Raw genomic sequence first — 26154 nt, 5'->3', positions numbered from 1 at the left:
AAACATCTTACGATAGAGGTACAATCTTCATAACGCCTTGACAAATTCTCGGAATTATAAGAGATTTATACTAGGTGTAAGCGCCTGTTGGCGCTCCTTTTTGTACTCATCGTGAGGGGGTAGTGTTGGAATGGTCGAAGAAATGAAAGATATGCCTGATTTTGAAATGAATCGTGGTCAGATTGTGACCGGAACTGTCGTCAAAATCGAGGATAAGCAAGCGCTGATCGATATCGGTTATAAGACCGAAGCGATTTTGCCAATTAGCGAAGTATCAAGCATGCATCTAGACGATTTAAACGAATCACTCCAAGTGAACGACGAGATCCGTGTCAAAGTGAAAAAGGTCACGGACGAAGAAGTGGTCGTTTCGAAAAAAGATGTCGATGCTGAAGCAGCATGGGATCGCATTGTTGAAAAATTCGAATCGGGCGAAGTGTTTGAAGTGATGGTGAAAGACAAGGTCAAAGGTGGCCTCGTCGTCGATATTGGAATCCGTGGGTTTATCCCAGCTTCCCTAGTCGAAAGTCACTTCGTCGAGGACTTCTCGTCATACTTGAACAACCCAATTACCGTAAAAGTCGTCGAGATCGATCGCGAAAAAAATCGCGTCATCTTGTCACATAAAGCAGTTGTCGAAGCAGAGATGAGCGCGAAGAAATCAGAGACACTTGAATCACTCGAAGTCGGTCAAGTGATCGAGGGGACGGTTCAACGGTTAACGGACTTCGGTGCGTTCGTCGATATCGGTGGCGTGGACGGCCTCGTTCACATCTCAGAAATGGCACATAGCCGTGTCGAGAAACCGAGCGACGTCGTAACGGAAGGCGACCGTGTCAAAGTGAAAGTACTCGGGCTCGACTTAGACAATGAAAAAGTGAAGCTTTCCATCAAAGAAACGCAACCAGGTCCGTGGGAGACGATCGAAGGGAACATTCAACCTGGCGATGTCATCGAAGGAACGGTCAAGCGTCTCGTGACGTTCGGTGCGTTCGTTGAAGTCGCTCCACAAGTCGAAGGGCTCCTTCATATTTCACAAATTGCGAACCGTCACATCGCAACGCCGTCTGAAGTGTTGACGGAAGGGCAAGAAGTGAAAGTAAAAGTGTTAGATGTTCATCTCGACGATAAGAAAATCTCATTGTCGATGCGTGCACTCGAATCATCTGAACCGACTCGTCAAGATGATGACCAGGCGCTACTCGATGAATATAGCGACCAAGGAGGATTCTCTGTCTCTGAATTGACAGGCGATGATTCTTCGGACGATTCTAAATAAGATGATCGTTCAAGCGGGAGTCATGCTCCCGCTTCTTTTTGTATGGTCACTTAATTTTGCCTGTGATATGATAGGTAAGTTGCGTTTCGAAATGATGAAATGATGAAATTTTGATAGAAAGTTAGTGAGGTGTTGTTATGGGAATTCCAGCAGTGGCCATCGTTGGCCGTCCGAATATCGGAAAATCCACAATTTTTAACCGCATCATCGGGGATCGTGTGTCGATCGTCGATGACAAGCCAGGTGTCACACGTGACCGTATTTACGGCACAGGAGAGTGGCTCAACCGTAAGTTCCACTTAATCGATACAGGTGGGATCGAAGTAGGGGACGAGCCGTTGCTCGTTCAAATGCGTCATCAGGCGGAGCTCGCAATCGATGAAGCGGACGTTATCGTCTTCATGGTGAACGGACGTGAAGGGATCACGGCGGCCGATGAGGAAGTCGCGAACTTGTTGTTCCGTTCGAATAAACCGATCGTTCTTGCCGTCAACAAAGTCGATAACTTTGAAATGCGCGATCTTATGTATGAGTTTTATTCCCTCGGATTCGGGGACCCGTTCCCGATTTCAGGTACGCACGGGTTAGGTCTCGGTGATTTACTCGACCAAGTATTTGAACTCGCGCCAGAAAAAGATGAGTACGAGTACAACGAAGACGTCATTCAGTTCTCGCTCATCGGTCGCCCGAACGTCGGGAAGTCAAGTTTGACAAACTCAATCCTCGGTGAAGACCGTGTCATCGTTTCAAACATTGCCGGTACGACTCGCGATGCGATTGATACACCGTTCACACGTGACGGACAAGAGTACGTCATTATCGACACGGCAGGTATGCGTAAACGCGGAAAAGTATACGAATCGACAGAACGATACAGTGTCATGCGCGCGCAAAAGGCGATTGAACGCTCGAACGTGGTTCTCGTCGTCCTCGACGGTGAAGAAGGAATCATCGAGCAGGATAAGCGTGTTGCCGGTCTCGCGCACGAAGCAGGGAAGGCGATCGTCATCGTCGTCAACAAATGGGATGCCGTCGAAAAAGACGATAAGACGATGAAGAAGATGGAAGAAAAGATTCGTCAAGAGTTCTTATTCCTCGACTATGCACCGATCGTCTTCTTGTCAGCGCTCACGTCGAAACGCTTACAGACATTGTTGCCTGTCATCAAACAAGTTGCAGAAACACATCGTCGTCGTATCTCGACGAGCGTGTTGAACGATGTCATCGTCGACGCGGTCGCGATGAATCCGACACCGACGGACAAAGGACAACGATTGAAAATCAACTATGCGACTCAAGTTGCAATCGAGCCACCGACGTTCGTCTTGTTCGTCAACGATCCTGAGTTGTTGCATTTCTCTTATAAGCGTTATTTGGATAATCAAATCCGTAAAGCGTTCGATTTCACCGGGACACCGATCCATATCGTGGCTCGTCAGAAAAACTAATATCGGGGGGTGCCACTTATGGCAAACGTAGCTGTCATTGGAGCAGGGAGTTGGGGAACGGCCATCTCGCTCGTCTTAGCGGATAACGGTCATGATGTCTTGCTCTATGGACGTGAACAGGAACATGTAGATGAGATCAATACATCTCACACCAATTCGTTTTATTTAAAAGACGCACCTTTACCGGAGTCGATTCGTGCGACGACAGACTTGAAAGAAGCGCTTGATGGTCGAAACATCGTGTTTCTCGTCGTCCCGAGTTCAGCGATTCGACCGGTGGCAAAACAGTTGAACACGATGTTGACGGAACCGGTCACGATCATCCATGCGGCGAAAGGGATTGAACCGAAGACCCATAAACGCCTCTCGGAGATCGTCACAGATGAAATCGATTCATCGAAACGCCTTGCGGTCGGCGTCTTGACGGGTCCTACCCACGCAGAAGAAGTGGCCGTCAGAAAACCGACGACGATTACGATCGCTTGTGAGAATCTTGACGTCGCTGACGAAGTACAAGAGTTGCTCACGAACGATCAGTTCCGTGTCTATTTGAATTCCGATGTCGTCGGCGCCGAGTACGGCGGTGCGCTCAAAAATATCATCGCCCTTGCTGCCGGTATGACGGACGGACTTGGATATGGGGACAATGCGAAAGCGGCTCTCATGACCCGTGGGATCGTCGAGATTGCAAGGCTTGGTGTGAAGCTCGGTGCGAATCCGGCCTCATTCTCAGGATTGACTGGAATCGGAGATTTGATTGTGACGGCGACGTCACAACATAGCCGAAACTGGAGAGCAGGCAATGCGATCGGACGCGGGGAGAAACTTGAAGACGTTCTTGGAAACATGGGAATGGTCGTCGAAGGTGTCCGGGCCTGTGAGGCGGCTCATTCACTCGCGAAAGAGGCGGGTGTCGAGATGCCGATTACAGAAGCGCTCTATAACGTATTGTTCGAAGGCAAAAGCCCTCACGACGAAGTGAAAAAATTGATGCGTCGCCCACAAAAACATGAAATGGAACAAGTGTTTCATTTTGAAGAGTGATGACTGAATACAGAGGAACTGACGTTTTCGTTCAGTTCCTCACTTTTTTTTGTTAAACTTAAACTCTGGAGAACATAGAGAAAGTAGGGGGATAGACGTGACACCGTCACTCATCAAAATGTGGATTTCTTTTGCAGGGATTGGTGCATTCGCCATCGCTGCTTTAATGGTCGCGATCAGTCACACGAAATTGACCGGTTGGTTTGCGGCAATTGTACGTTTGGTTGCATTCATCATTTTCTTGTTTGGAACTGTGATTATGATTTTTGTCGTCGTCTCAGGACCGACGGGAGGATAACGATTATGAAGAAGATGATTGTCATAGTCAGCCTTGTGCTGACAACGTTTTTAGCAGGGTGTATGTTCCCTGAATCGGAACGGGCCAATAACCTTCCGTATGAAGACCAATTGAATAGTGTGCAAAGCGCGGTCGATGCATATCGTGAACAGTCAGGCGTGTTACCGATAAAGACGAAACCGGCGGATACCCCTCTCATGGAGCGCTATCCAATCGATTTTTCCCGTCTCGTCCCTGGGTATATGGCGGATCCTCCAACGAACAGTTTCGAAGGTGGAGGTTTGTTCCAATATATCCTCGTTGACGTGGAATCAACACCGACCGTCAAATTGATTGACTTACGCGTAGCTGAGCGTTTACAGCGACTTCAGACAAATATTAATGCGTTTCGGGCGAAGGAAGGCAAATTCCCGTTCGATGGATCGCTCGGAAAAAACCAGTTCACTCTTGATTACGAGAAGATTTTTGTCACAGAAGAACCTGTCATCCCGAGCCCATACTCCGACCGTGAGCTTCCGATCTATGTAGATGGGACGGGGCAGCTTTTCGTTGATTACCGAGCTGACGTGGAAGAAGCGCTTCAAAAGACGGATGAGTCGGTGCAAAATGGTGAGGACATTCGTTATTTGCTCTATAAAGACGCCCCATTTGCCCCGGCGTATTCACAAGGTTACACGATAGATGAACGAGGGGAAGTCGTTTTTTTAAACAACTGAACCCGAATTGATGGTGAATGTCGTGAAATCACGTAAAAAATGTTGTCATATCAACGTTTGTGCGATATGATTAATCCCGTAAACTCCCTGTGAGAGGAGGTGAATCGTGATGAACAAAACTGAATTGATCCAAGCTGTTACTGAGAAAGCCGATGTTTCTAAAAAAGAAGCAACGAAAATCGTAGAAGCTACGTTTGAATCAATCACTGAAGCACTCCAAAACGGTGAGAAAATTCAATTGATCGGTTTTGGTACTTTTGAAGTTCGTGAGCGTGCTGCCCGTAAAGGTCGTAACCCACGTACAAAAGAAGATATCGAAATCCCAGCGAGCAAAGTTCCTGCATTTAAAGCAGGTAAAGCGCTCAAAGACGCGGTCAAGTAATCTGCAATACATAAGTCGCCGAAAGGCGGCTTTTTTTGTTGTGTTTGCGAGTTCGAATGACGTGAATGTGAAGAAAATGTGCTATACTATGTCAGAATGACAATGAAGTGGACGAGGGGGGATAGCATGGAAAAGTTGACAAATGATTTCGTTGTCACAGACCTTGCTCGTCAAATCGAACAACGTATGAATCATCCCTATTTGACGAAACATTCGGTCGTACCAGCCGTCGACATGCTGTTGCTTCGTTGGATGGTCGAGATGATTGATTTGGAATCGATTGAGCATCGACAACTCGTGATGGCAACCTATTTCGCACATCAAGCGCTCGAATTGCATGATCAAGTGAATACGAGTCCGAGCGGATCGCTAGAGCGTCAGTTGACGGTGCTCGCAGGCGATTTTGCGTCGGCCCAGTTCTATAAAATGTTGACGGACTTCCCTTCGTCATACAGTGACCGGTTCGGACAGTCCGTACAACGGGTCAATGCAGCGAAGTGCACGTTATTGCTCGAGAAGAACGTCTCAATGGACGTTTGGCTCGTGGCGAACGTCGGATTGATTCAAACACTTTCCGAACTGATTGGACAGCCTTATTTGACAACGAGTGGGAAACGAATGATTGAAATAAAAGCGACTGCACTGAGACAAGACCAAAAAGAGCAACTCACAACGCTGCTCGCGCATGCGGTCGCTTAGAACGGAAAGGATGTTACACGTTGCAACCGATTGAAAAAGAGCAAAAAGTATACGAAGTATTTCAGTCCATTTCTCCTAGCTACGATACGATGAACTCGATTATCAGTTTCCGACTTCACAAATGGTGGCGACGGACAACGATGAAAAAGATGAACGTCTTTCCTGGGGCCAAATGCTTAGACGTTTGTTGCGGGACTGCAGACTGGACGATTCAATTGGCAGAAGCTTCCGGAAATACGGGCGTCATAAAAGGGATCGATTTTTCAGAGAATATGTTAAAAGTGGGAGAAGAGAAGGTCAAAGCATGGCCAAACATCGAGCTACTTCACGGCAATGCGATGGCACTGCCGTTTGGAGACAACTCGTTTGATTATGTCACGATCGGCTTTGGACTACGGAACGTCCCGGATTATATGACGGTGCTACGTGAAATGCATCGTGTCTTGAAACCGGGTGGGACGGTCGTGTGTCTCGAAACGAGTCAACCGACGGCACCAGTCTTCAAGCAACTGTATTCGCTTTATTTTGGAACGGTCATGCCGCTCTTTGGAAAAGTGTTTGCCGGCTCATACGATCAGTATAAGTGGCTACAAGAATCGACTGACCAGTTTCCTGACCGTTTAAAACTCAAGCGGATGTTTGAAGATGCCGGGTTTGAACAAGTCGAAGTGAAGACATTCTCCGGAGGTGCATGTGCCATGCATCTAGGAAAGAAGTGGTGAGACATGTCTTTGAAGCGACTTTATCGTCATATGAACCGAGAGATTGATCAGATCGATCAATTCTTATCCACTCGTGTCAGGACGGACCACCCCATCATTGAATCAGCATCTCGACAATTACTCGATGCCGGTGGCAAAAGGATTCGACCGGCTTTCGTCCTTTTAAGCGCTGGCTTTGGTGAGACAAAAGATATCCGTTTGACGAAAGTTGCCTCAAGTCTCGAATTGATTCACATGGCGTCGCTCGTCCATGATGATGTGATCGATGATGCGATGCTCCGGCGGGGAAAACCGACCGTGATGGAGCGGTATGATGAAACGGTAGCGATGTATACAGGGAACACGTTGTTTGGTGAGGCGATTCGCCTCGTATCCGAAATCGAATCGCCGGAAGTGATGCGCATCATGGCGGACACGATGGAACGCATCTGTGTCGGTGAAATCAATCAAATCCAAGACCAGTTCGAGTGGGCGCAATCACCGAAACGGTATTTAGACCGGATCGCACGAAAGACCGCCTTGTTGATTGAGACGAGTTGTGCTGCCGGTGCCGTCATCTCGGGAGCATCTCCTCAAGTGGTGAAGCAGTTGAGTCTGTTCGGGTATGATATCGGCATGGCCTTTCAAATGACAGATGATTTATTGGACTTCACGGCAAAGAGCTTTCAACTTGGTAAGCCGGTCGGTGAGGATTTAAAGCATGGTCACAAAACATTGCCCCTCCTTTACTCGTCCGAAGATGCTGGCTTTTATGAGCGCCTTTCTAAAGTGAGTGCGTCGACCGACCCGGATGTGACGAAATCACTCGTCCGAGAGGTACAGCGGAACGGGACGTTAGAGCGCAGCCAACGAACGATCGACCGATACGTCGAGCGCGCGATTCGACGGCTCGATGGGTTGCCGGACGTCCCAGATAAACGTTCATTGATCGAGATTGCACAGTATATCGGAAAACGTAAGTGGTGAATGCTTGGGTACCCCCTTTTAAAAACGTGTTGGACCGTGTACACTAAAAACGTACATCGTACACATTTATTGACTTAGGGGGATTTGGGGAATGGAAAAGACTTTTTTAATGGTTAAGCCGGATGGGGTGAAACGTGGATTGATTGGGGAAATCATTTCACGCTTTGAAAACAAAGGATATACGTTGAACCGTCTCGAAATGGTGACACCGTCAGTTGAGGTCGCAGAGGCACACTACGCAGAGCATAAGGAAAAACCGTTCTTTGGTGAATTGGTACAGTTTTTGACTTCTGGCCCGGTCGTTGCGATGGAATGGGAAGGGGAAGACATCGTTGCGGTCTCCCGTCTCATGATCGGCAAGACGAAGCCGCTTGATGCGCAACCAGGAACAATTCGCGGTGACCTTGCATCAACGATGTCACAAAACGTGATTCATGGTTCTGATAGTGTGGATAGCGCAGAACGTGAACTTTCACTTTGGTTCGCTAAAGCAGCCTCACACGTTTCATAACTGATGGAGGGACGGGGAAACCTGTCCCCTTTTTGATTCCTTTGAAATGGCGGTAGGTTGAAGAACGAGGAAATGAGATAGAATTGAGGTTGAAACTGGTGATGAATGATTATGCCATCTTCGTAAAAAAATTTTATATCAAGTCGGGCATCGACTTGAATTTATATAAAGAGGCGCAAATGAAGCGCCGCATGATTGCCTTGCGTGAAAAAAAGGGATACGCTTCGTTTCTTGAGTATTTGAAGGCGATGGACACGGATCGTCAGTTATATGAAGAATTTCTTGATCGGATGACGATCAATGTGAGTGAATTTTACCGTAATCCAATCCGCTGGAAACAGTTAGAAGAAGATATACTCCCGCATTTAAGTCGTTCAAGTCAAGGAAAGCTCCGCGTGTGGAGTGCTGCGTGTTCGACGGGGGAGGAACCTTATTCGCTCGCCATGTTACTATCGAAGCATTTGGCTCCATCTCAATTTTCCATCACGGCCACGGATTTAGACGATATCGTCATCGAAAAAGCAAAGCAAGGGAAGTATCATGAACGTGCACTCATCGATTTACCAGACGAATTTCAGAAACGTTACTTCACACGTCGTGGTGACGACTATTATATTTCAGACGAAATCAAACAGCTCGTGACGTTTAAGAAACACAATTTGCTGGCGGACGTCTATGAACGCAATTTTGACTTGATTGTTTGTCGAAATGTGTTGATTTACTTCACGGAAGAGGCGAAAGAGAAAGTGTATACATCGTTCCAACGAGCATTACGGCCAGGTGGGGTGTTGTTTGTCGGGGGGACCGAACAAATCTTTCAGCCGAAGCGTTACGGTTATGCGATGAAGCAAAGTTTCTTTTACGAAAAAATAGATGGATGAGGTGAACGGATGCGTTATTTGACAGCTGGAGAATCGCACGGTCCCGGGCTTACGGTCATCATTGAGGGGGCTCCTGCCGGACTCGCCGTGAATCTAGATCAAATCAATCTGGAATTGAAGAAGCGCCAATCCGGTTATGGGAGAGGCCGTCGCATGCAAATCGAATCGGATGAGGTGGAAGTCCGTTCCGGTATTCGACATGGGAAGACGACCGGTGCGCCCGTCACATTTTGGATTGAGAATAAGGACCATACGCATTGGAAGCATGTGATGCAGCCAGGACCGATTGAGGATGACACGGAAGTGAAACGCCGTGTCTCGCGACCCCGTCCGGGACATGCGGACCTTGTCGGTGGATTGAAGTATGACCACCGCGATTTACGGGACGTGTTGGAACGCTCGAGTGCGAGGGAGACGGCTGCCCGTGTCGCGGTCGGTGCATTTTGTAAGCAGATGCTACAACAGGTCGGAATATCCCTTTTCAGTTATGTGAGGGTGATCGGTGGGGAGAAGGCGGATTCCATGACGTTTGACACGCTAGAAGAAGCGATGCGCGTCATCGATGATTCACCCGTCCGTACACTTGATCCAAAAGCAGAGAAACGAATGATGCAACGAATCGATGAAGCGAAGGCGAACGGTGATTCAATCGGTGGGATCGTCTGTACGGAAGTGCATGGGGTTGTGCCAGGCCTCGGTTCTTACGTTCAATACGACCGAAAGCTCGATGCTAAAATCGCACAGGCGGTCATGAGCGTCAATGCCTTCAAAGGTGTTGAATTCGGGGATGGATTCGAGATGGCATTCCGACCGGGTTCGAAAGTGATGGACCCGATTGCTCATGAGGATGATGGATACACGCGGCTTAGTAACCATCTTGGGGGCTTTGAAGGCGGTATGACGACGGGCATGCCGATTGTCTGTTCGGCGGTCATGAAACCAATCCCGACGCTCTATAAACCGCTACAATCCGTTGATATCGATACGAAAGAGCCGTTCCTCGCTCAAATCGAGCGGAGTGATTCATGCGCCGTTCCCGCGGCATCTCTCGTCGTCGAGGCGGTCATCGCTTTTGAAATGGCAAAGGAGATTTGTGAGACGTTCGGGCACGACACGATGGAACGGATCAAACATCGGGTCGACGAGTATCGAGAGGAGTTGCGCGTATGGTAACCATCCCGATTGAAGCGACGACCCCGTACGACGTCGTCGTTGACGATCAAGATCGTTGGATTGAAATGAAAGAGTGGTCAAGTTATTCGATGCTATGGGTCGTAACAGACGAGCATGTCGACTCCCTTTACGGGGAAACGTTCCGCTCGAAATTGACGCGAGTTCATCCGCACGTCGTCTGGTCTGTCGTCGAACCGGGTGATGCCTCGAAGTCTTTATCATCCCTTGAACATCTTGTCACGGAAGGGTTAGGACATGGATGTGACCGCCATACGCTACTTGTCGCCTTTGGTGGCGGAATGATCGGTGACCTGGCTGGCTTTTTGGCGAGCGTCTATATGCGTGGTATTTCATACATACAAGTGCCCACGACCATCTTGGCGCATGACTCTGCCGTCGGTGGAAAAGTGGCGGTCAATCATCCGCTTGCAAAAAATGCAATCGGTTCATTCCATCAACCGTCAGGCGTCTACTATAACGTCTCCCGTCTGGATACGTTACCAGTGCAGGAAGTACGAAGCGGTCTAGGTGAACTATTGAAACATGCGTATTTATCACGTTACGTCCTCGAATCTTCTTTCGAGGACGACTTGTTTTTAGCCTTGAACAAAGGTGAAGAGATGGACTGGGTGTCATGGCTCGCCCGTGGGATCCGGGTGAAGCAAGCGATTGTCGAAACGGATGAAAGGGAACAGGGGATTCGAGCCTGGCTCAATTTTGGGCATACGTTCGGTCATGCCCTCGAGTCAGTCGAGTCCTATCGCATCCCACATGGAGAAGCGGTTTTACATGGGATGGTGTTTGCCTTTTTATTATCTGGGGATGAGGAACGGGCCGAGCGATTGTTTGATTGGATGCGCTTGAACGATGTCACGCCAATCGACTGGAAACCGTCGGCCCACTATATTGAACGAATGATGGTAGACAAAAAGAATCGTCATGGATCGATTCGCTTTGTCCTACTCCGTGAATCTATCTCTGTTGAATCAGTATCAACCGAACAGATTTACTCTACGCTAGAAAAGATGAAAGGATGGTGGGGACGATGAGTTTAAACGGTTCGATCCGTGTCCCGAGTGATAAATCGATTACACATCGGGCACTTGTTTTTGGAATGATGGCATCCGGAACGACGAGAATTAGACGACCGCTCCTCGGCGCCGATTGTCGCTCGACGCTCGATGCGATTCGGTTGCTCGGTGCAGATGTGACGGAACGAGAAGACGAGCTCATCATCAAAGGTGTCGAATCACCGCGTCCGGCTCGTCTAGATTGTGGGAACTCTGGAACGACGATGCGCTTACTCATTGGACTTTTAGCCGGCTATGACGGTACGTTCGAACTCGTAGGTGATAAATCGTTATCGAAGCGTCCGATGCGACGTGTCAACGCTCCACTTCGTGAGATGGGGGCGCATGTGACGGGAGATATGGCACCGCTCGTCATCGACGGCGCATCGCTAAAGCCAATCGATTATACACTACCGGTCGCAAGTGCCCAAGTGAAATCGGCCGTCCTTCTCGCCGGACTACGAGCTGAAGGAACGACAATCGTCCGTGAACCAGTTCTGTGCCGTGACCACACCGAGCGAATGCTGCCACTCTTTGGGGCGAACCTATCTGTTCAGAAGACGGAGATGGGACGTGTCATTCGCGTCGAACCATCTCGTTTGACTGGAGCGACGATCGATGTGCCGGCAGATCCTTCGTCTGCGGCATTTTTCTGGGCAGGTGCGGCCATCATACCGAACAGTTCAGTCACGACGACTGACGTTTGTTTGAATGAGACGCGCATCGGATTTTTGCGCACGTTAGAACGGATGGGCGCCGATGTCACCATTTCAAATGAACGAACGGTCGGCGAGGAAATGATTGGCGACGTCACGGTCACGACGAGCACCCTGGTCGGTACGACTGTCGAAAAGGACATGATTCCTGCGCAAATCGACGAACTCCCGTTATTCGCACTCGTCGCCTCGCAAGCATCGTCACCGTCCGTCGTGAAGGATGCGGCAGAACTTCGGGTGAAAGAGACCGACCGAATCGACGTGGTCGTGTCGGAGTTAAGTAAGTTGGGCGTAGATATCACTGCGACAGAAGACGGATTTATCGTAAAACCGAGCCGTCTTCATGGCGGGAGTGTCTCAACATACGGTGACCATCGTCTGTCGATGATGTTACAAATCGCGTCACTCGTGACGGATGAGACGATCCAGATTGAGGGGCTCGAGGCATCTGATGTCAGCTATCCTCGCTTCCGTGAAGATTTACAACAGATTCAACGTGATATAAAATAACGACAAACCGTAAGCCAGGAGGACGAACCATGCTAGATGAAACAGCATTGACACATATAGTCGAGATGCTTGAGTCCGGAGACACGGAACATGCACTCATGCATTTAGAAGAACTTGAGAAGGAAGGGTCGGATGACGACCGCTTGGCGATCGCTGACCTATATTTAGAACTAGGTCTTGCCGACCGGGCGACAGACGTACTCTCGAAACTGTACGTCGACTATGAAGGGGACCCGAATGTCGCCTTGTCGCTCGCGGAAGCGTATTTGGATAGCGACCGGGAAGAGGAGGCGATTGCCGTTCTTGAGAAGGTCAAGTCGGATGATGCGGATACACAAGTGAGAAGCCTCGTCCTCTTAGCTGACTTATATCAATCCCAAGGGTTGGATGAAGTGGCTGTGAAAAAACTGATGGAGGCACTCGAGAAAAATCCGGATGAACCGTTACTCATTTATGGGTTAGCCGAACTGTATGCCTCTACCGGTTCATTTGAGCAAGCCATCCCACTCTATGCACGACTTTCAAAGTCCACGCTACCTTCAGAAATCGATTATCAGGCAGACTATGCCGAGGCACTGACGATGGTCGGGTCGTTCGAAGAGGCGCTTAAGGAGTACGAATCGGCAAATCATCGCGATTTGAACACCGTCTTTGGCCATGCGATGACGGCCCATCGCATCGGTCGCGAAGAAGTGGCGATCAAACAGTTCAAAGAACTACAGGCGATGGACCCGGACTTCACGTCACTCTATCTGCCTTACACAGAGTCGCTCGACGCCCTCGGACAAACAGAAGATGCGTTAGAGGTCGTCGAACAAGGAATCACGCGTGATGATTATAACGATGAGCTTCGACACGTCAAAGCGAGACTACTTCTCAAACTTGGCGATCGGGATGGGGCCATCAAAGAGCTGCGTGAAGCGCTCGTATTAAACCCGGAATCGTTACAAGCGACAGAATTGCTCTTATCCATCTTGTTTGAGGCAGGGGAAGTCGATGATGTTCTCGAAACAATCGATGCGCTTGAAGAACATACGACATCGCCGCTCATGACATGGTACAAGGCGAAAGCAAAATATGCGCTTGAAGAATATGATGAAGCGGTCAGTCTATATGCATCAATCGAACCGATTATGCAAGAGGACGTGTCATTTGTGACGGAATGGGCTACACTGTTGATAGAGGAAGGTCGTAGACAAGATGCACGACGCGTGGTCGAGCAATCGCTTGCATTAGTGATTGACCTGGAAGATCGCCAAATGCTCGAAGATCAGCTCGAACAATTGTCTGATGACATAGAATGATAACAGGAAGGGAATGAGGTCAAATGGTCGAGCGAAAACGGAACTTCTTGAAGCGATTCGTCGCTCATCATACACTTCGGAAGCGTGAAGCAAAGTGGATTCTTGATTATTGGTTAAGACATCCTGAAAAGCTTGGTAATGTCCACTTCGTGACAAACGCCTCGGTCTCGCCACGAAGTCTTGTGATGACGGCGTATGGATTTGATGGCGAACCGTTTCGGTACCGGCGGGGAGACCTTGTGACTATGAATCCAGAGAAGGCGTATCATGACATCCGCTTACACGATGGACCGATTTATGTGGAGTTAAACTTTCAAGGGATGATGATTGACGAGAACTGGGTCGATATCGTAGAGCAAAATCCGTTCGAACCTGTGGCAGAAGTGAAAGATGAAGTCTCTACCTCTGCCCAAACGGTCATCCAAGCTTCAGTCGCTCAGTTTGAAGAAGAACGATTATTGATCGAAATCGATCGTGCCCTCGATTGCAGAGATGAGAATTTATTCCGCAATTTGACGTCAAAGCTTCACCAAGTGCGAGCATCTAAATTATTTTAAAAAAAACAAGCGCTTCCGTTCCGGTCGGCGCTTGTTTTTTGGTATATTAATAACGAAGGAATACACAATTATTTCACAGTTCGTTCATAACTTTGAAAGGTGAGCGAAGTCATGTACGCTACAATAGACATGATGAGATAAGTTGGAGAGGAGGGAAAAGATGAGGTTCGATAGTCAAGGGGCACTCCGCTCAATTGCCGAACGACAATATGTCGATACGCTCATCGTTCCGCTCGCAGAATTGGCGTTTGGTGAGGAGATGGTTCGTAAAGCGGAAAGCTATGAAGTCATTCATGCTGTCACTGTCGAGACAGAACGTCAACTATCTGGTCGAACGATGCTTAGCCCGACAATTAGTTACGTCGATGTAGAGGCAGGCGTGAAACTGGTAGAAGATGTCGTTTCAAACGCCGGCTCATCCGGATTTTCTCACGTGTTGTTCATTGCGTCAGACGTTCGTTTTAAACCGTATGATTTACCGATTTTGTTCGTACCGCCGCTTGCACTTGGGTCGATGTCGGGCGATCAGGCGCATACGTTAGTTCAAAATTTTGCAACACAAGTCATCACGGAGCTTTCGAGCCGTTGGATGGCGACATGAAGCGGTTGACGTAGAGGTTTTATTGATATACTATTTTGTTGAGTGAGAAATTTTTGTGAAGAATGCATAAAGAATTATGGGGTTATGCACACGAATGAGGGGGGAACGAAATGGCTCAAAATGGGTCTAAAGTCACACGCCGACAGTTCTTAACGTATACACTGACTGGAGTAGGTGGCTTTATGGCGGCAACATTGATCAGTCCGATGGTCAACTTTGCGATCGATCCGGTATTAAAAAAATCTGGAGCGGGCGACAAAGTAAAAGTAATCAGTCTTGATGACATTACGACTGAGCCGCAACGTGTCGACTATAAGAAACAAACACAAGATGCTTGGTATGAGTTCGAAGAAACACTTTCAGCATGGGTATACAAAACAGAAAGTGGCGAAATCGTCGCACTTTCTCCGATTTGTACACACCTCGGTTGTCAGGTCGCATACGCAGGTGACCCGACTCGCCCAACGGAGTTCTTCTGTCCATGTCACTTAGGACGTTATGAAAAAGATGGAACGAACATCCCAGGGACACCACCGACAGCACCGCTCGCACGATATGAAAAAGAAGAAAAAGACGGCTTCCTATATCTAGGTAGTCCAGTCGCTCAGTAATGAGAGGGGGAACTAGCCGATGTTACAAAAAATTTATGACTGGGTCGATGAACGCGTAGACATCACACCGCTCTGGCGCGATATCGCAGACCATGAAGTACCGGAACACGTCAACCCTGCTCATCACTTCTCTGCATTCGTCTATTGTTTTGGCGGTTTGACGTTCTTTACAATCGTCATCCAAATCCTTTCGGGGATGTTTTTGACGATGTATTACGTACCGGATATCATTAACGCGCACGCGTCGGTTTACTATTTACAAAACGAAATTGCACATGGTCAAATTGTACGTGGGATGCACCATTGGGGCGCATCGGTCGCAATCGTCATGCTATTCTTACATACGCTCCGCGTGTTCTTCACGGGATCGTATAAGAAGCCGCGTGAGTTAAACTGGGTCGTCGGTGTTCTCTTATTCTTCGTCGTCTTGGCGTTAGGATTAACGGGATACCTTCTCCCATGGGATATGAAAGCATTGTTCGCAACGAAAGTTACACTTCAAATCGCTGAGAGTGTACCGGTCATTGGTGGTATTGCGAAGACACTTCTCGCCGGTGGTGAGATTGTCGGGGCAAGTACACTCGCACGCTTCTTTGCGATTCACGTCTTCTTCTTACCAGCGGCATTGTTCGGATTATTAGGAGCCCACTTCATCATGATCCGTAAACAAGGGATTTCTGGACCGCTATAAGCCGATTCGAGGAGAAAAAGGAGGAGAAACGTTATGCATCGCGGTAAAGGGATGAAATTTGTTACCGACTCTCGAGTAGGGATCTCGAATCGGAAACAAAACATTGCAAAAGATTACTCAGAATATCCAGGACGCACAGAGGCGTTTTGGCCGAACTTCTTGCTTAAAGAGTGGATGGTAGGATCGGTCTTCTTGATCGGGTTCATCGCTTTGACAATCGTCGAGGAACCACCGCTTCAAAACATCGCTGATCCAACGAACACGTCATACATTCCATTACCGGACTGGTATTTCTTGTTCTTGTATCAGTTACTCAAATATCAATTTGCTGCTGGGGATTGGATTTTGCTCGGTACCGTCATCCTCCCAGGTTTGGCGTTCACAGCACTTCTCATCGCACCTTGGCTCGATTTAGGTATCGAGCGTCGACCGGCCAAGCGGCCCGTCGCCATCAGCTTCATGTTGCTCGGTATTCTCTCGGTATTTTATTTGACTTGGGAATCTGTGCAAACAACTCACTGGGACCAAGTTCATGAGCAAGGTAAACTTCAAATTCCTGGAGAAGGTCCTGAAATTGATACGGCTGCCCCAGGATATGAGATTTATACTGCTCAATCTTGTGTGAACTGTCACGGTCAAAACTTAGAAGGTGGGGCTGCGGCTCCTGGTCTGATCGGTACGACTTATTCTGCTGATGAGATTGCGGATATCGCAGTAAACGGAATCGGTACGATGCCTGCCGGCCAATGGGACGGATCACCTGAAGAGTTGCAAGTACTATCTGAGTTCCTCGCTTCGTACGGTGAGGGCGGAGAAAACAACGAGTAAGCAATCAAGTGTAGCCCGAGAATATCGGGTTACACTTTTTTACTAATGCCCGACTCTTGCGGTAAACTGAAGAAAAAGGATTGAGAAGATGAACTTGATGTTTTTGAAGCCGTTCTTGATGCATCGAATCGTATTAACCGTTCTGTTTATCATCAATTTAGGGGGGACAATTTACGGCTACATATGGTATGAGCCTCAACTACGTGCCACGCCGTTCGTATATTGGCCGTTCGTTCCCGATAGCCCGACAGCCTCTCTTTTTTTTACGATTGTCCTATTGCTATGGTTGACCAAGAAGCGTTCTCCGTTGATTGAGACACTCGCATTCATTACGTTAATCAAATACGGTGTCTGGGCCGTGGTCATGAATATCATGTACTTAGGCACGTTACCGACGGATGCGCCGACGCTCACCATCTTAATGGCGGTCATGCTAATGGTTTCGCACGGCGCGATGGCTCTCCAAGCACTGATTTATGCACCATTCATGAAATGGACAGTTACATCGTTTGTTTGTTCGATGATCTGGGTAATTCATAATGACGTAGTGGACTATGTGCTCGGGCAGTGGCCGCGCTATCCGTCGCTCGCGGAGCATATCATGTGGATCGGCTACGGTTCGTTTTGGTTGAGTGGATTATGTTTTTTTATGGGATATGCGTTCGTACTACGTCCATCGCTTGAAAATAAGTTCATAAGAATGTAAAATCAAATTATCAAATATACGCAGAGGTGAAATAGAAAATGTCATTAGGTGGCTATATTTTCTATCTTGCACTGATTATGCTCATCCCATTATGGGCCCAGATGCGAGTGAAAAGTACGTATAAACAATTTTTGAAACAACCGCTCCAAAGCGGTGTCACAGGTGCACAAGTGGCTGATTTTATCATGAAGCAAAACGGCGTGCAGGACGTGAGAATCGAAATGGTCGACGGACTCATGAGTGACCATTACGACCCTGTCAATAAAGTCGTCCGTTTATCCCGTGAGGTATACCAAGGATCGACGATTTCTTCTGCTGCAATCGCAGCGCACGAGATCGGTCACGTCATTCAAGATGCTACGGACTACAAAATGATGCGTGTCCGTCACAGTCTCGTCCCGGTCGTTAACATCACGTCGAACTTGTCGTTCCCGTTGTTGCTCGGTGGTTTCCTGTTTGGTGCACTCGGCTTAGCTCAACTCGGTGTCATCATGATGCTCGGGGCGGTCGTGTTCCAATTGATCACGTTACCGGTCGAGTTCGACGCTTCTAAACGGGCGATGGCTCAGCTGACGTCTCACGGAATCGTCACGGCGACAGAAGAAACGGGCGCACGCAAAGTATTGAATGCGGCTGCGTGGACATATGTCGCGGCAACGCTTGTCGCGGTGGCCGAACTTATTCGCTTGGCGCTCATCGTCTTCATGCCACGTGAGGAATAGGATGGAATGGAATCTCGTTGATCGACGAGATTCTTATTTTTTTCGAATGAAAGGAAGTCGTATGGATGAAGCCGAAGTTGACAGCGACAGGACATGACGAACTGACAAGAAAACTTGCGGCGTTAAAGACTGCCCGGACGGATGCACGTGAACGAATCCGTTCAGCACGAAAGTTTTGTGATTTCCGTGAGGACGTTACCTATACTGAGGCGGTACGTCATTATGAGCGGATTGAGGCGGATATCGTCCATCTTGAGCGCTTGCTTGATGACGCGAGGGTTGTCGAATCAGAACGATCGGATGTCGTGACGTTCGGGAACCAGGTTACGATTCGGGAAAAGAACGAGGGCACGGAGACTTATCGAATTGTGAGTGAGGCAGAGGCGGATATAGAATTTGGGAGCATTTCAATGACATCGCCACTCGGTCGTCGTTTGATGGGAGCGACGGTTGGCCAAACGATTCGTGTCGAAACGCCCGGAGGCACAGTTCAAATCGAAGTGCTCAACGTCGAGCCATAAGAAATCGCCCCGTTCTTTCGTGAACGAGGCGATTTTTTGATTATTTCAACGGGATCCGATTCTCATCGAACGTGAAGCCCTCACCGCCGACTTCATACACATGATGGAATGTGACGAACGCATGTGGGTCAATTTGCTTGACGATTGTCTTCAGTCGGTTTACTTCGTTTCGACCGACGACGACGTATAGCACTTCAAGTTCTCGGTTCGAGTAGCCACCTTTTGCGAGTAATCTCGTCGTTCCGCGGTTCATCGTCGCATGGATTCCGTCGGCGATGGCTGTCCGATGGTCGCTAATGATCATCGCTGCTTTTCCGGCATATGTCCCTTCTTGCATCGAATCGATGACGCGTGCCCCGATATATACAGCGAGAAGCGTATACATCGCTTCGCGAATGTCAAGATACGTCAAGCTAAGGACGATGACGAAAAAGTCAAAGATGAGAAACGTCTTACCGATTGACCAACCAAGGTAGCGTTGTACGAGGCGGGCGATGATATCAACACCACCGGTCGTACCACCATTGTTGAAGATGATTCCGAGTCCTACGCCGATGAAGAGTCCGGCGAAAAGACTCGCGAGCACCATATCATCCGTCAAATCGATGACAAGCGTTGAGTATTCGGCAATGAGTGCATACCAAAGAGAGAACGAGAACGTCCCGATGAGCGTGTAGACGAATGTCGTTCGACCTAGCAACTTGTAACTCATGAAAAAGAGTGGAATGTTCAGTGCCAAGTTTGTGATCGAAGGCGAGATATCAAAGAGACCTCGAAGAATCAATGTGATACCTGTAAACCCACCTTCGGCCAAATTGTTTTGGACGTTAAAATGATAAACGCCGAATGCAAAAATAAAAGAACCTATCAAGATAAAGATTATATTTTGAACACGAATCGGTAATTGTACCGTCATCAGGTTCACCTCCCTTAGATAGAGTACTCGAAAAATGATTCGATTGACTACCCTGAACATATGACATTCAGAAACGAGTCGGCTATACTTTTCAAAGAAGAGGTGATGTAGATGAAAGTAGTAGCCATTGGGGCCCATCCGGACGACATCGAAATCGGGATTGCCGGCATGACGGCCAAATGGACGAAAGAGGAGATTGAAGTCGTTTACGTCGATTTGACGAAAGCGGAACTATCTTCTAACGGAGATGTTGAGACAAGACAACAGGAAGCGAAGGAAGCGAATTCGGTGCTAGGTGTACGCCGGCTCAATCTCGGATTTTCTGACCGCGGAATCGACGGGGGGGCTGAACAGCTGGCGGCAATCGTCACGCTCATTCGTGATGAACGTCCGACCCACGTGCTTTACCCGTATGAGGTCGATCGGCATCCGGACCATGCCGCTTGCGCGCACCTCGTGACAGAGGCGCTGTTTAATGCCGGTATCCGGAAATATTTGCCCGAACTTGAGGCGTATCGTCCGGAAAGCGTGTACCAATATATGATCAATGCGCACGTCGAGCCTGATGTGTGTGTGGACATTAGTGACACAATCGAAGTGAAGATGCGGGCACTTCAATGTTACGCGAGTCAGTTCACTCCGATGGACGGTGTGAAGACACCGCTCACAGATGCATACGTAGAACGTGTCATTGCCCGGGAACGTCATTTTGGAAGTTTAATCGGGGCTTCCTATGCAGAAGGTTTGAAGCGTGTACGGCCATATGTCGTGAAACAGGCAGGTGACCTCGCATGACGTATCGAATTGGGATTTTATGTTACCCATCGGTCGGAGGGTCGGGGATTTTGGCGACAGAGCTCGGGATGAGACTCGCTGACAGAGGACATGACGTCCATTTCATCACGAGTAGCATGCCGTTTCGTTTGAATGACTACCATCCGAATATTACGTTTCATCAGGTCGAGATCAACCAATACTCGGTCTTTCGGTATCCGCCGTACGATATGACATTGTCTGCAAAAATTGCGAGTGTGATCCAAACGTTCGGGCTCGATGTCATCCATGCCCACTATGCGGTGCCACATGCCGTATGTGCGGCACTTGGTCGAGAGATGGCAGGAGTAAAGACTCCAATCGTCTCGACGTTACACGGTACCGATATCACGGTACTCGGTGAGGATGAAGAGTTGAAACCGGCCATTTTATATGGGTTGCGCCAATCAAACGCAATCACGGCGGTCTCGCATAGCCTGAAACAAGAGACGGAAGAGCGCATCTCAAGAGATTTGAAAATCCAAGTCATCCATAATTTCATCGACGAATCCGTGTATGTCCCGCTACATGACCCGACGCTACGAGAGCGTTACGGTCTGGCGGAAGATGACCGTGTCGTCATCCATATATCGAATTTCCGCCCGGTAAAACGTGTCGACCTCGTCTTAGAGGCGTTCGAACTGATGGATGTCCCTCATAAGAAACTGTTGCTCGTCGGTGACGGTCCCCTCATGGGAGCGATGCGACGACTCGTGAAAGAGATGGGACTCGAGAATCAAGTCATCTTTGCCGGGAAGCAGGAACAAGTCGCGGCCCTCCTTTCCATTAGTGACGTCCATGTATTATTATCGGATAAAGAAGCGTTCGGACTCGTCGCACTCGAAGCGATGGCGACAGGCGTCCCTTCAGTCGTGAGCGATGCAGGAGGGCTTCCTGAGGTGGTGACGGACGGTGAGGACGGCTTCGTCGTTCCAAAAGGTGAAGCGACACGAGCCGCGATCGCGATGCAACAAGTGTTGACTGATCCGGGTTTACATGACCGCTTCCGTCTGAACGGATTCGCGAAGGCACGGCGTTTTGATTCAAAGGACATCGTGACACAATATGAACGTTTGTATGAACAGGTGGTGACATCATGACAGAATGGGAATATGCGAAACAAATCATCGAAACGATTGAACAACATGGCGGAGAAGCGTATATCGTAGGTGGGGCCGTTCGTGACTACGTACTCGGTAGTCTGCCCGACGATATCGATTTGGCCACGTCCCTTTTCCCTGAAGAGGTGATGATGCTGTTCCCGAAATCGGTTCCGACCGGGATCGAACACGGAACGGTCACCGTCATCATCGATCACCGTCCATTCGAGGTGACGACATTCCGTTCTGAAGGATCGTATTCGGATTCGAGACGTCCGGACAATGTCGCGCTCGGCGTGTCGCTTGAGGAAGATTTGTTACGTCGTGACTTCACGATGAACGCGATGGCGTTCCATGATGGACAAGTCGTAGACTTGTATGGGGGGCAGCACGATCTTGAAGAACGAATCATTCGGACGGTAGGCAGTCCATTCGAGCGTTTTAATGAGGATGCCTTACGAATCATGCGCGCGCTCCGATTCATGTCGCAACTCGACTTCGCCTTACATGGTGAACTGCGCGAGGCGGCGAAGGAACTCGGCCATAAGCTCGAGCAGATTGCGATGGAACGGATCGCAATCGAGTTTGAGAAACTGTTGACCGGACCCGCGTACAAAAAGGCTTTGGCTGAAATGGTCGACCTCGGCATACACCGCTACTTACCGAACGTGTCGACCGAATTGATGCGACAGGTTCAACAGGATGAAAGGACGCCGGTGGATGCGGCCAGTGGATGGGCGCTCTTCTTGCATCACGCGATTGACGATACATGGCTCGTCCCATGGAAACGTTCGAACGTCGTCAAACGGGAGGCGCGTACGCTCGCGCGGTTATGTGAGACAGGTCTGAACGAGATGAACATTTATGCGACGGACGAACATCTACTTTCAACTTATTTCAAGATGCACGGGGAAGAGGACCTCAGTCATGAACTGAAGCAATCACTCCCAATCCAGTGTCGGAAAGAACTGAAGTTTAACGGCCGGGATGCCCTTGAACTCGGTGCACGAGGAGAAGCCATCAAACAGTTGCTGGCCAACCTTGAGCGACGTGTCATCTTGCAAAAGTTACCGAATCACGAGACTGTATTGAGAGAGGAGGCGAAACGATGGCTTCAACGCGCGGGCGTGTCTTGACGCTTTTACAAGATGGTGAGGTATGGAGCGGACAAGAACTGGCACGACAATTAAATATTTCACGTACCGCTATTTGGAAACATGTCGAATCACTCAAACAAGACGGCCATGCGATCCAGACCATACCTCGAAAAGGATATCAGTTGCTTGAACAGAGCGACCGATATGATGAACCGGCGTTCGTTTCATTTCGAAAGGGTAGGTTTGGGCAAGCCGTCTATGCTTACGACCAAGTCGATACGACTCAGCGCATCGCACATGAACTGGCACAACAACATGTCGCAGAGGGGACGCTCGTCATCAGTGAGGAACAGACGGCCGGGCGCGGCCAACTCGGTCGCAACTGGCACAACCCGAAGCACGTCAATATCGCGGCAAGCGTGATCTTAAGACCGGATTTACCGATTCGGGACGCATCAAAGCTGACGTTGATGGCGGCAAGTGCGTTTGCGAAGGCGTTAAGTGCGCGACACCTCGACGTGACGATCAAATGGCCGAACGATTTATTGTTAAACGGTAAAAAAATCGGAGGCATCTTGACGGAAATGCAAACGGAAGGTGACCGCATCCAGGCCGTCATTTTAGGGTTTGGGATGAACGTGAACGGCGAAACGATTCCGACTGAGTTGGCGCATCGGGCGACATCGCTGTATTTAGAGACCGGGACGCGGTATCATCGCAGTGAGTTATTGGCAGATTTATTGGCAGAACTCGAGACCGAGTACGACCGATTCCTTGAATCTGGATTTGCACCGATTCGTTTGAACTGGATGAAACATGCCGCTTATTTAAATGAAACGGTCACGTTGAACGTCTCACGAACATCGCGAACAGGAATGATGCGAGGCATCTCTGACGAAGGGGCGTTGCTACTGGAGGCGGATGGAACGGTCGAATCGGTCTACTCTGCTGAGATCGCGGTGTGGAATGATTGATGAAAGCGGGACCATCGACTATACTTAATGTATCGGACGCTATCGATTGCTGAAGTGTACCGTGCTTGCAGACCGTCACATTTAATTGTCTGCCTTGATCATTTTGACAGGGACAGAAGGACACTAACTCATGAAAACCATGAACGTTGTTTTTCGTGCGCCTTCTTGCCATTTGTGTAAGAAGGCGTTTATTCTTTCCTGTCTCCACGTTTAGGAGGAGAAACAGATGCACACGATGACTTCATTGTTAAAAAAAATGAACGAAGAAGAAAAGCTCGTCATGTTAACGGCGTACGATTATCCGTCAGCCAAACTTGCCGAGGCGGCGGGGGTCGATTTAATTTTAGTCGGTGACTCACTTGGGATGGTCGTACTTGGCTACGACTCGACAATCCCAGTGACGATGGAGGACATGCTCCATCATTCAAAAGCGGTACGCCGTGGGGCGAAGAACACGTTCGTAGTGGTGGATATGCCGTTTGCGACCTATCATGGAGATTTTGATCGAACGCTTCAAGCAGCAGCCCGCTTGTTCCAAGAGGCACATGCAGATGCGATCAAACTAGAAGGTGCCGGAGACGTGCTCCATACGATTGAGCGCCTGACGCAAGTCGGGATGCCGTGTGTCGCCCATCTAGGGTTGACCCCTCAATCGGTCGGGGTGCTAGAAGGATATAAAGTTCAAGGAAAGTCCATCGAGGCTGCCGAAACACTCATACAAGATAGTTTGGCTGCGGAACGTGCCGGTGCGAAGATGCTCGTCCTCGAGTGTGTGCCGCACCAGTTAGCAAAACGCATCGCAGAAAAATTGACGATTCCGGTCATCGGAATCGGAGCCGGTGCGGATGTCGATGGCCAGGTGCTCGTCTATCATGACGTCCTAAAGTATGGTGTAGACCGCCTACCTAAATTCGTCCAAGCTTATGCGGATGTGAACGAGATGGCGACGGATGCGATTCGAACGTATGTCAATGAGACGAAAACCGGTCAGTTTCCTCTAGAACGCCATACGTTCACGATGGATGAGTCGTTACTCGACTCGTTGTACGGGGGGAAATGATGAAGATCGTATCAACCGTAAAAGAGTTACAACATGCTTTACCGCTTGAGCAAACAATCGGTTTCGTTCCGACGATGGGGTATTTGCATGAAGGGCATATGAGCCTTGTTGAGAACGCGCGATGTGAGAATGATTTCGTCGTCATGAGTATTTTTGTCAATCCGACACAGTTCGGGCCGAATGAAGATCTCGATCGTTATCCACGGGACTTTGAACGAGATGAGAAGTTGGCACGTGAGGCAGGAGTCGACCTGTTATTCTACCCGACGACAGAAACGATGTACCCACTCGATATGGCGCGCGTCACCGTCCGTCACGGGGCGGATGTGCTTTGTGGGGCAAGTCGACCGGGTCACTTCGATGGTGTGTTGACAATCGTCTCAAAATTATTTAATCTTGTGCGACCGACACGTGCTTACTTCGGTCTGAAAGATGCCCAGCAAGTGGCCCTGATTGAAGGATATGTCCGAGATTATTTCGTCCCGGTCGAAATCCGACGTTGTCCGATTGTGCGTGAGGAGACAGGACTTGCCAAGTCTTCCCGGAACGTCTATTTGACAGATGAAGAAAAAGAAGAAGCAAGTCAAATTTATAAAGCGTTGACGGTAGCGAAAGCATCGCTCGAAGCGGGGGATGACCCAAAGAAGGTCAAGCAACAATTGACGGACCGGTTAGACGAGATTCCGAACAGTCAAATCGATTACGTCGAGGTCGTTGACTACCCGACGCTCGGAGTCGTCTCAAACGACTCGACAGAACTATTGCTCGCGGTGGCCGTTCAGTTTGAACGGGCCCGATTGATTGATAATGTGATTTGGAAGAAGGGGTGAATCTGATGATTCGTACATTTATGCACGCGAAGCTTCATAAGGCAACCGTGACAGAGGCAAACTTACACTATGTCGGTTCAATCACGATCGATGAGGATTTGATGGATGCGGTCGGTATCATGGAAAACGAGCACGTCCACATCACGAATAACCATAACGGCGCACGAATCGAGACATATGTCATCAAAGGAGAACGCGGTTCGGGGGTGGTTTGTTTGAACGGTGCGGCCGCTCGTCACTTCCAGGTCGGTGACGTCATCATTATTATGGCGTACGGTCAAATGACCGCGGAAGAGGCAAAAACGCATCGTCCAAAAGTCGCTGTATTGAATGAGCAAAATGAAGTTGATCAACTTCTTTACGAAGAGATCGCTCATACGATTTTATAAAAGACTCGGGGATGTCTAT

The 26154-nt window shown here is 49.0% G+C and carries 31 protein-coding genes; 30 read left to right on the top strand and 1 reads right to left on the bottom strand.

The window, feature by feature from the left end; genetic code table 11:
• The first annotated feature begins 130 nt into the window (after positions 1–130).
• The 23 genes from rpsA (at position 131) to KNP00_RS01145 (ending at position 18956) form a co-directional block, all read left to right on the top strand.
• Positions 131–1279 carry a 30S ribosomal protein S1 gene (gene rpsA / locus KNP00_RS01255; protein ID WP_215141503.1) on the top strand — a complete coding sequence of 383 codons (1149 nt, stop codon included), beginning with the start codon at positions 131–133 and terminating at the stop codon, positions 1277–1279.
• 137 nt (positions 1280–1416) lie between these two features.
• A complete protein-coding gene (der, locus tag KNP00_RS01250; RefSeq protein WP_215141502.1) occupies positions 1417–2727 on the top strand; it encodes a ribosome biogenesis GTPase Der in 1311 nt (436 codons plus the stop codon).
• 18 nt (positions 2728–2745) lie between these two features.
• On the top strand, positions 2746–3771 hold the full coding sequence (locus KNP00_RS01245) for an NAD(P)H-dependent glycerol-3-phosphate dehydrogenase (RefSeq protein ID WP_215141501.1): 1026 nt from the start codon (positions 2746–2748) through the stop codon (positions 3769–3771).
• A 97-nt stretch (positions 3772–3868) separates the two neighbouring features.
• On the top strand, positions 3869–4069 hold the full coding sequence (locus tag KNP00_RS01240; protein ID WP_215141500.1) for a DUF2768 family protein: 201 nt from the start codon (positions 3869–3871) through the stop codon (positions 4067–4069).
• Between the two features lie 5 nt (positions 4070–4074).
• Positions 4075–4785, top strand: a complete 711-nt coding sequence (locus tag KNP00_RS01235; RefSeq protein WP_215141499.1) for a hypothetical protein — start codon at positions 4075–4077, stop codon at positions 4783–4785.
• A gap of 109 nt (positions 4786–4894) precedes the next feature.
• On the top strand, positions 4895–5167 hold the full coding sequence (locus KNP00_RS01230; RefSeq protein ID WP_015881465.1) for an HU family DNA-binding protein: 273 nt from the start codon (positions 4895–4897) through the stop codon (positions 5165–5167).
• 126 nt (positions 5168–5293) lie between these two features.
• A complete protein-coding gene (locus KNP00_RS01225) occupies positions 5294–5866 on the top strand; it encodes a heptaprenyl diphosphate synthase component 1 (protein WP_215141498.1) in 573 nt (190 codons plus the stop codon).
• A gap of 20 nt (positions 5867–5886) precedes the next feature.
• On the top strand, positions 5887–6588 hold the full coding sequence (locus tag KNP00_RS01220) for a demethylmenaquinone methyltransferase (protein ID WP_215141497.1): 702 nt from the start codon (positions 5887–5889) through the stop codon (positions 6586–6588).
• A 3-nt stretch (positions 6589–6591) separates the two neighbouring features.
• The gene (locus KNP00_RS01215) at positions 6592–7554 is read left to right on the top strand and encodes a polyprenyl synthetase family protein (RefSeq protein ID WP_215141496.1); all 963 of its coding nucleotides are present in this window, start codon (positions 6592–6594) and stop codon (positions 7552–7554) included.
• Between the two features lie 91 nt (positions 7555–7645).
• Positions 7646–8065: a nucleoside-diphosphate kinase gene (ndk, locus tag KNP00_RS01210; protein WP_215141495.1), complete on the top strand. Its 420-nt coding sequence runs from the start codon at positions 7646–7648 to the stop codon at positions 8063–8065.
• A gap of 101 nt (positions 8066–8166) precedes the next feature.
• Positions 8167–8946: a CheR family methyltransferase gene (locus KNP00_RS01205; protein WP_215142252.1), complete on the top strand. Its 780-nt coding sequence runs from the start codon at positions 8167–8169 to the stop codon at positions 8944–8946.
• Between the two features lie 9 nt (positions 8947–8955).
• Positions 8956–10119 carry a chorismate synthase gene (gene aroC, locus KNP00_RS01200; RefSeq protein ID WP_215141494.1) on the top strand — a complete coding sequence of 388 codons (1164 nt, stop codon included), beginning with the start codon at positions 8956–8958 and terminating at the stop codon, positions 10117–10119.
• On the top strand, positions 10113–11168 hold the full coding sequence (locus KNP00_RS01195; RefSeq protein ID WP_215141493.1) for a 3-dehydroquinate synthase: 1056 nt from the start codon (positions 10113–10115) through the stop codon (positions 11166–11168). Before aroC ends, KNP00_RS01195 begins: the two co-directional genes overlap by 7 nt.
• Positions 11165–12415: a 3-phosphoshikimate 1-carboxyvinyltransferase gene (aroA, locus tag KNP00_RS01190; protein WP_215141492.1), complete on the top strand. Its 1251-nt coding sequence runs from the start codon at positions 11165–11167 to the stop codon at positions 12413–12415. Before KNP00_RS01195 ends, aroA begins: the two co-directional genes overlap by 4 nt.
• A gap of 29 nt (positions 12416–12444) precedes the next feature.
• Entirely contained in the window at positions 12445–13719 is a 1275-nt protein-coding gene (locus tag KNP00_RS01185; protein ID WP_215141491.1) for a tetratricopeptide repeat protein, read from the top strand.
• Positions 13720–13742: 23 nt separating this feature from the next.
• On the top strand, positions 13743–14276 hold the full coding sequence (locus tag KNP00_RS01180; RefSeq protein WP_215141490.1) for a ReoY family proteolytic degradation factor: 534 nt from the start codon (positions 13743–13745) through the stop codon (positions 14274–14276).
• Between the two features lie 160 nt (positions 14277–14436).
• The gene (locus tag KNP00_RS01175) at positions 14437–14877 is read left to right on the top strand and encodes a DUF2487 family protein (RefSeq protein WP_215141488.1); all 441 of its coding nucleotides are present in this window, start codon (positions 14437–14439) and stop codon (positions 14875–14877) included.
• Between the two features lie 110 nt (positions 14878–14987).
• Positions 14988–15488, top strand: coding sequence for a QcrA and Rieske domain-containing protein (locus KNP00_RS01170; protein ID WP_215141486.1), 501 nt, complete (start codon positions 14988–14990; stop codon positions 15486–15488).
• Positions 15489–15507: 19 nt separating this feature from the next.
• Complete coding sequence (gene qcrB / locus KNP00_RS01165; protein ID WP_215141484.1) at positions 15508–16179, top strand: menaquinol-cytochrome c reductase cytochrome b subunit; 672 nt, start codon at positions 15508–15510, stop codon at positions 16177–16179.
• A gap of 33 nt (positions 16180–16212) precedes the next feature.
• Positions 16213–17007 (top strand): menaquinol-cytochrome c reductase cytochrome b/c subunit, encoded by a 795-nt coding sequence (locus KNP00_RS01160; RefSeq protein ID WP_215141482.1) that lies wholly within the window; start codon positions 16213–16215, stop codon positions 17005–17007.
• An 88-nt stretch (positions 17008–17095) separates the two neighbouring features.
• Positions 17096–17713, top strand: a complete 618-nt coding sequence (locus KNP00_RS01155; protein ID WP_215141480.1) for a DUF1405 domain-containing protein — start codon at positions 17096–17098, stop codon at positions 17711–17713.
• Positions 17714–17751: 38 nt separating this feature from the next.
• Positions 17752–18435, top strand: a complete 684-nt coding sequence (locus KNP00_RS01150; RefSeq protein ID WP_215141479.1) for a zinc metallopeptidase — start codon at positions 17752–17754, stop codon at positions 18433–18435.
• A gap of 65 nt (positions 18436–18500) precedes the next feature.
• Positions 18501–18956 (top strand): GreA/GreB family elongation factor, encoded by a 456-nt coding sequence (locus tag KNP00_RS01145; protein ID WP_215141478.1) that lies wholly within the window; start codon positions 18501–18503, stop codon positions 18954–18956.
• Between the two features lie 40 nt (positions 18957–18996).
• Here the strand turns inward: KNP00_RS01145 and KNP00_RS01140 are convergent, their stop codons facing one another.
• Positions 18997–19872: a YitT family protein gene (locus tag KNP00_RS01140; protein ID WP_215141477.1), complete on the bottom strand. Its 876-nt coding sequence runs from the start codon at positions 19870–19872 to the stop codon at positions 18997–18999.
• A 111-nt stretch (positions 19873–19983) separates the two neighbouring features.
• On the opposite strand from KNP00_RS01140, the gene bshB1 reads away from it, so the two are divergent.
• The 7 genes from bshB1 (at position 19984) to panD (ending at position 26135) form a co-directional block, all read left to right on the top strand.
• Positions 19984–20667, top strand: coding sequence for a bacillithiol biosynthesis deacetylase BshB1 (gene bshB1 / locus KNP00_RS01135; protein ID WP_215141476.1), 684 nt, complete (start codon positions 19984–19986; stop codon positions 20665–20667).
• Positions 20664–21785: an N-acetyl-alpha-D-glucosaminyl L-malate synthase BshA gene (gene bshA / locus KNP00_RS01130; protein ID WP_215141475.1), complete on the top strand. Its 1122-nt coding sequence runs from the start codon at positions 20664–20666 to the stop codon at positions 21783–21785. The genes bshB1 and bshA overlap by 4 nt, the downstream gene beginning before the upstream one ends.
• The gene (locus KNP00_RS01125; protein WP_215141474.1) at positions 21782–22921 is read left to right on the top strand and encodes a CCA tRNA nucleotidyltransferase; all 1140 of its coding nucleotides are present in this window, start codon (positions 21782–21784) and stop codon (positions 22919–22921) included. Before bshA ends, KNP00_RS01125 begins: the two co-directional genes overlap by 4 nt.
• Entirely contained in the window at positions 22894–23856 is a 963-nt protein-coding gene (locus KNP00_RS01120) for a biotin--[acetyl-CoA-carboxylase] ligase (protein WP_215141472.1), read from the top strand. The genes KNP00_RS01125 and KNP00_RS01120 overlap by 28 nt, the downstream gene beginning before the upstream one ends.
• A gap of 226 nt (positions 23857–24082) precedes the next feature.
• The gene (gene panB, locus KNP00_RS01115; RefSeq protein WP_215141470.1) at positions 24083–24916 is read left to right on the top strand and encodes a 3-methyl-2-oxobutanoate hydroxymethyltransferase; all 834 of its coding nucleotides are present in this window, start codon (positions 24083–24085) and stop codon (positions 24914–24916) included.
• The gene (gene panC, locus KNP00_RS01110) at positions 24916–25746 is read left to right on the top strand and encodes a pantoate--beta-alanine ligase (protein ID WP_215141469.1); all 831 of its coding nucleotides are present in this window, start codon (positions 24916–24918) and stop codon (positions 25744–25746) included. Before panB ends, panC begins: the two co-directional genes overlap by 1 nt.
• Positions 25747–25751: 5 nt before the next feature.
• A complete protein-coding gene (gene panD / locus KNP00_RS01105; protein WP_215141467.1) occupies positions 25752–26135 on the top strand; it encodes an aspartate 1-decarboxylase in 384 nt (127 codons plus the stop codon).
• The last annotated feature ends 19 nt before the right edge of the window (positions 26136–26154 follow it).

The organism is Exiguobacterium qingdaonense (genome assembly GCF_018617855.1).
Taxonomy (GTDB): domain Bacteria; phylum Bacillota; class Bacilli; order Exiguobacteriales; family Exiguobacteriaceae; genus Exiguobacterium; species Exiguobacterium qingdaonense.
The sequence above is the reverse complement of the archived record's forward strand: the minus strand, read 5'-3'. Positions and strand labels throughout refer to the sequence as shown.